At 65.5% G+C, this 5487-nt stretch carries 7 protein-coding genes; 1 reads left to right on the top strand and 6 read right to left on the bottom strand.

Translation table 11 applies throughout. The features are described from left to right. Positions 1-124: 124 nt before the first annotated feature. On the top strand, positions 125-973 hold the full coding sequence (locus JOY90_RS23125; RefSeq protein ID WP_291693433.1) for an SMP-30/gluconolactonase/LRE family protein: 849 nt from the start codon (positions 125-127) through the stop codon (positions 971-973). Positions 974-982: 9 nt separating this feature from the next. On the opposite strand, the gene JOY90_RS23130 is transcribed toward JOY90_RS23125, so the two are convergent. The 6 genes from JOY90_RS23130 to JOY90_RS23155 form a co-directional block, all read right to left on the bottom strand. Beyond that, the gene (locus tag JOY90_RS23130) at positions 983-1672 is read right to left on the bottom strand and encodes an alpha/beta hydrolase (RefSeq protein WP_291693434.1); all 690 of its coding nucleotides are present in this window, start codon (positions 1670-1672) and stop codon (positions 983-985) included. A gap of 27 nt (positions 1673-1699) precedes the next feature. Next, a complete protein-coding gene (locus JOY90_RS23135; RefSeq protein WP_291693435.1) occupies positions 1700-2119 on the bottom strand; it encodes a hypothetical protein in 420 nt (139 codons plus the stop codon). Next, on the bottom strand, positions 2097-2399 hold the full coding sequence (locus JOY90_RS23140; protein WP_291693436.1) for a hypothetical protein: 303 nt from the start codon (positions 2397-2399) through the stop codon (positions 2097-2099). The genes JOY90_RS23135 and JOY90_RS23140 overlap by 23 nt, the downstream gene beginning before the upstream one ends. A gap of 76 nt (positions 2400-2475) precedes the next feature. Continuing rightward, on the bottom strand, positions 2476-3438 hold the full coding sequence (locus JOY90_RS23145; RefSeq protein ID WP_291693437.1) for a dihydrodipicolinate synthase family protein: 963 nt from the start codon (positions 3436-3438) through the stop codon (positions 2476-2478). Between the two features lie 143 nt (positions 3439-3581). Beyond that, complete coding sequence (locus tag JOY90_RS23150) at positions 3582-3929, bottom strand: hypothetical protein (RefSeq protein WP_291693438.1); 348 nt, start codon at positions 3927-3929, stop codon at positions 3582-3584. A 112-nt stretch (positions 3930-4041) separates the two neighbouring features. Further along, the coding region (locus tag JOY90_RS23155) for an acyl-CoA carboxylase subunit beta (protein ID WP_291693439.1) at positions 4042-5487 on the bottom strand (1446 nt) is incomplete at its 5' end.

A 5487-nucleotide genomic window follows, 5' to 3' on the forward strand; every position in this document is an offset into this window, starting at 1 on the left:
TCGCGGCGGTGCGACGCGAGGCCGCGCGACAGGTCGCCGAGCGATTGCTGCTGCCCGAGGACGCCGATCGCGCGATCGAGGCGGCGAAGCACGGCACGCTCGCGAAGCTTGGACAATGATTGCGATGATGGAAAGGAAGCTGACCACTCTGCTCGATGGCGGGCGCTATTTCGAAGGCCCGCGCTGGCATGACGGCCGGCTCTGGTTCGTCGACTGCATGGCGCGCACGCTGCTCAGCGTGAAGCTCTCGGGCGAGCACGAGGTGCACGCCTCGTTCGACGATACGCCCTGCGGCACCGGGATCCTGCCCGATGGCCGGATCGCCGTGCTGACCATGAGCAAGAAGCAGCTCCTCGTCTTCGCTGATGGGCGCCTCTCGCTTTACGCCGATCTCTCGCGCGTCGCCGCCGGCACCATCGACGACATGATCATCGACGGGCTCGGCCGCGCCTGGGTCGGCGATCTCGGCTTTCACGTGCCGCCGCCGCCCGACCGCGGCGCGGTCGGGCGCCTTATCCTGGTGACGCCGCACGGCGAGGCGCGCGTCGTCGCCGAAGGCCTGCGCTTTCCGAATGGCATCACGGTCTCCGCCGATCACCGCCGGCTGGTGGTCGCCGAGATGGACGGCGCGACGCTTGCCGACTACGACATCACTGCCGATGGGAGCCTGACGCTGCGCGGCCGGCTCGGGCGGATGAATGATCCCGACGGCATCTGCCTCGATGCCGACGGCGCGGTCTGGGTCGCCTCCTTCACCGAGGACGCCTTCATCCGCGTCGGCCGCGACGGCAGCGAGTTGCAGCGCATCGCCGTGCCCGGCCGCCGTGCGCTGGCCTGCGCGCTGGGCGGACCGGAGCGCAGGACGCTGTTCTGCCTCAGCGCGGCGACCTCCTATGAGGAGCTGCGCCAGCGCAAATCGTCCTCGCGCGTCGACATCGTCGAGGTGGAGACGGCGGGCTCCGGGTATCCGTGAGAAGCGCGCTCACCGAAATCCCGCAGCCAACCCCACCACCTGACCATCGAGGCCATTAAAACCGTGATGGCCGCCGGCCTCGCAGGAATCACCCTCCTCCGCGCCGCCGGAGAGCCAGCTCACCCGCGCCCGGCCGCCGGCCCATCGGATGAACGGCTCGACACCGGCGGGCTGCGTAAACTTGCAACTGTCCTCGCGGTGATGGATCACGAGCGTACGCGGCAGCGCCGCCGGTGAGCCGAGGATCGACATCACGTTGCTGGAGGCGCCGGACTCCGGGCTGAGGAAGCCCGACGTCAGCACCAGCGCATCCGGCCGCGCCCCTTGCGCGATACCCTCGGCGGCGCGCTGCGTGCCGCGGCTGGTGGCGATGACCGTCACCGGCCGCTTGATCGCGGCCATGGTGTCGACCGCCGCCCTCAGGTCGGTGTTGTAGTCGGCGATCAGCACGGCGAACCCGCGCGCCGCATAGGCGTTGCGGGTGCGGACGAGCTGGTTGCCGTTCAGTGCGTGGATATCGCCATGATCGCCGGCATGGATCGCGCCGTTGCCGCCCGGCAGCAGGATCACGCTCGCCCGCGGCGCGGCCGGCCTGATCAGCACCGCGCGAGAGCCCGCGATGGTGACGGTCTCATCGGCGGATGCGGGGGTGGTGGCGAGGATGGCGAGACCGAAAAGCACGACGCGAAAACACTTCATCATCGAATCCATATGAACTCAACAAAGCTATCGGAACGAATCTTTCGCCAATTCTAAGATCATATCGAGCGTCTTCTCCTCGTCAAAGAGGACGACCACGCGGTTCGTCAGGATCAACGACTTCCTGAATTTCCGGAGGAAGGCCATTCCAACCAGCACGCCGGACGAGCTTTCGGCAAGCAGGATCGTTCCGCTCTCGACCCGGCCGCCGAGATGCACGTCGGCCGTTGAAAGCAGGTTGGTGATGATGCTCCCATCGCCCAGCACGACATTGGCGGCTCCCTCGCTCCTGAGGCCGAGCTCGATCATCTCAAAAAGCGGCAACTCGACAAAGCCGGTAAAGCCGGTGTCGATGACGGCTTGATAAGTTCTTGAAGCTAAGTGCCCCGCTACCTGGATCGTGACGACCGGGCTGCCCGAGAAGTCAAACCCGCCCGGAATGAGCACCCGTCACCCGCCGGCTCAGCTTGAATGCTCCTGGCGATCCGATCCGGACCAGGTAGAAAATTCCGTGCGGAGATGCCGAGCGCGCCTTTGCCAAGGCGGTCTCCGGAAACGTCTCGACAATCGCCTGCCCCGACTCGATGTCCACGGCGGCGAATCGTCCCAACCATTTTGCTTCGAAGTCGGCCCGGTACAGCCGGTCGTAGATCGCAGCCCCCCGTGCCGCAATGGCGGCAGGGCTGCGCTCGGTAACGTAGTTCGTGTCGTCCACACTGCCGGACATGTCAGGATATCTCTCGATATGATATCGGCTCCGATCATAAACGAACTTCCACGCAACGGCAAATTGACGGTGCGCGTCACGCGGCGTCGCGTCCCAGTGCCGCCCGGACATCGAGCAGTTCCGCCTCGATCAGCGCCTCCCGTATCCGGCCGATCTCCGCCGCCGTGATTTTCACCAGCGGCGGACGCACGACCGCACGCGGCAGTTTCCCGAGCAGCACCAGCGCTTCCTTCATGCGGTTGTGCATGTCGACGAAGGGATCGGCATAGAACACCCGCGCCGTCGGAAGGATGCGGTCGTTCAGCCGGCGGGCTTCGGCCAGATCGTCGGCCTTCACGGCGCGATAGAGCCTCGCCTGCAGATCGGCGATGACGCTGCCGCTACCGGACAACAGGCCGTTGCAGCCGAGCACCAGCGAGCTCAACAACCAGGCGCTGTTGGTCGACAGCACGTTGACCGGACGCTTGCGCCCCTGCAGCGCCCGAATCTGGCTCTCGTGCTGCGCAACCTGCGGCGTCCAGTCCTTGATGGCGCGGATGGTCGGCACCTCGTCGAGCAGCCGCTCCAGCGTCGCCGCCGGATAGCCCTGCCCGGTGGCCAGCGGATATTGAAACGCGATCAGCGGCAGGTTGGTCGCGTCCGCGATGATCCTGAAATGCGCCAGCGCCATTTCTGCGGACTGGCCGAGCGTGAACGGCGCCGGCGGGAACACCAATAGCGCCGACGCTCCGCCGGCCTCGGCCCGCCGCGCGATCCGCGCTGCCTCCAGGCTGCCGTCTGCCCAGATGCCGTGGATGATCGGCAGTTTGTCGCCGACCTCCTCGCCTGCGATCTCCATGACGCGGCGCTGCTCGTCCTGGGTGCACGAGGCGACCTCGGTGGAGTGGGCGTTGACCGTGATCGCAGACAGTCTCTGCACCGCGGCGACATCGCGCAAATGCGCCCGGAAGCTCGCCTCGTCGATTGAGAAATCCGCGTGGAACGGCAGCAGCACCGCCGGGATTACGCCCTGCGGGACGAAATCTGGGTGGCGGGGCATTGGGTCGTCTCCCTGTGCGATTGTTCTTGTTCCGTCGAAATATCGGCGGACTAGCGTAGCGCAATCCGCGGATATCTCAACGCCTGTTCGGCGGGTTGCGGCTTACGCGTAACCCGCCCTGCGCTGCTGCACAAGCGAGCACGTCACGTCAGCTTCATCGGCACATCACCGACCAGACGAAGGCCGATCCCGTCGATCAGCTCCGAGCGCCGCGCCTCGGCAGCGCGGATGGCGGCGTCGGTCTGCCGCAAGGTGCTGACATTCGAGCCGAGCGACACGATTCCGCCGAGCACCAGAACGATCGATCCGAGCGCGGCAATCTCACCCGATCCGAGCAGTCCGAGCATCGTGATCAACAACAATGCAGGGCCACCAGCAATGGCCAGCTTGGAGGCCAGAATGAACTTCCGGCATCGCTCGGCGATCTCGGCCAGCTCCTCTATCCGCGTCTCGATCTCTGAAATCTCGTCGGTCGGATCGTCTTCGGTCATTGGATCAATTTACGAAGGCTTGGCGCAGATCGGTAGCCCGCATGAGCAACGCGATATGCGGGACTTCGGCGAAACCCGGATATCGCTGCGCTCATCCGGGCGACGGCGCCGTTCACAACGGCAGATTGTCGTGCTTCTTCGCCGGCATTTCCATCTGCTTGTCCTTCAGCATCGCCAGCGCCCTTGCGATCCGCCGCCTGGTCGAATGCGGCATGATGACGTCGTCGATATAGCCGCGCTCGGCGGCGATGAAGGGGGACAGGAAGCGGTCCTCGTATTCCCTGGTGCGCGCGGCGATCTTGTCGGGGTCGCCGATGTCGGCGCGGAAGATGATCTCGACCGCGCCCTTGGCGCCCATCACCGCGATCTGAGCGGTCGGCCAGGCGTAGTTCATGTCGGCGCCGATCTCCTTCGACGCCATGACGTCGAACGCGCCGCCATAGGCCTTGCGCGTGATCACCGTGACCAGCGGCACCGTGCATTGCGAATAGGCGAACAACAGTTTCGCGCCGTGCTTGATCAACCCGCCATATTCCTGCGCGGTGCCGGGCAGGAAGCCCGGCACGTCGACGAAGGTGACGATCGGGATGTTGAAGGCGTCGCAGAAGCGGACGAAGCGCGCGGCTTTCCGCGAGGCGTCGCTGTCGAGCACGCCCGCCAGCACCATCGGCTGGTTGGCGACGAAGCCCACGGTGCGGCCGGCGATGCGGCCGAAGCCGGTGACGATGTTTTTCGCGAACGCCTCCGAAATCTCGAAGAAGTCGCCCTCGTCAACGACCTTCAGGATCAGTTCCTTCATGTCGTAGGGCTTGTTCGGATTGTCCGGGATCAGCGTGTCGAGCGACATGTCGACGCGCTCGATCGAGTCGAAACTCGGCCATTCCGGCACGCCGTCGCTGTTGTTGGCGGGAAGAAAGTCGATCAGACGGCGCATCTGCAGCAGCGCCTCGACGTCGTTCTCGAAGGCGCCGTCGGCGATCGAGGAGCGCGTCGCGTGCACCGAGGCGCCGCCGAGCTCCTCCGCGGTGACCACCTCGTTGGTGACGGTCTTCACCACGTCGGGGCCGGTGACGAACATGTAGCTCGTGTTCTTCACCATGAAGATGAAGTCGGTCATGGCCGGCGAGTAGACGTCGCCGCCGGCGCAGGGGCCCATGATGACGGAGATCTGCGGGATCACGCCCGACGCGATCACGTTGCGGCGGAACACGTAGGAATAGCCGGCGAGGGCCGCGACGCCCTCCTGGATGCGCGCGCCGCCGGCGTCATAGAGCCCGATGATCGGCGAGCGCGCCTTCATCGCCATGTCCTGGATCTTGACGATCTTCTGCGCATGCGTCTCCGACAGCGAGCCGCCGAACACGGTAAAATCCTTGGCGAACACAAAAGTCTTGCGGCCGTTGACGGTGCCCCAGCCGGTGATGACGCCGTCGCCGGGAACCTTGTTCTTCTCCATCCCGAATTCGGACGAGCGGTGCTCGACGAACATGTCGAACTCCTCGAACGAGCCCTTGTCGAGCAGGAGCTCGATGCGCTCGCGGGCGGTCAATTTGCCGCG

The organism is Bradyrhizobium sp. (genome assembly GCF_019242285.1).
Classification (GTDB): Bacteria; Pseudomonadota; Alphaproteobacteria; order Rhizobiales; family Xanthobacteraceae; genus Bradyrhizobium.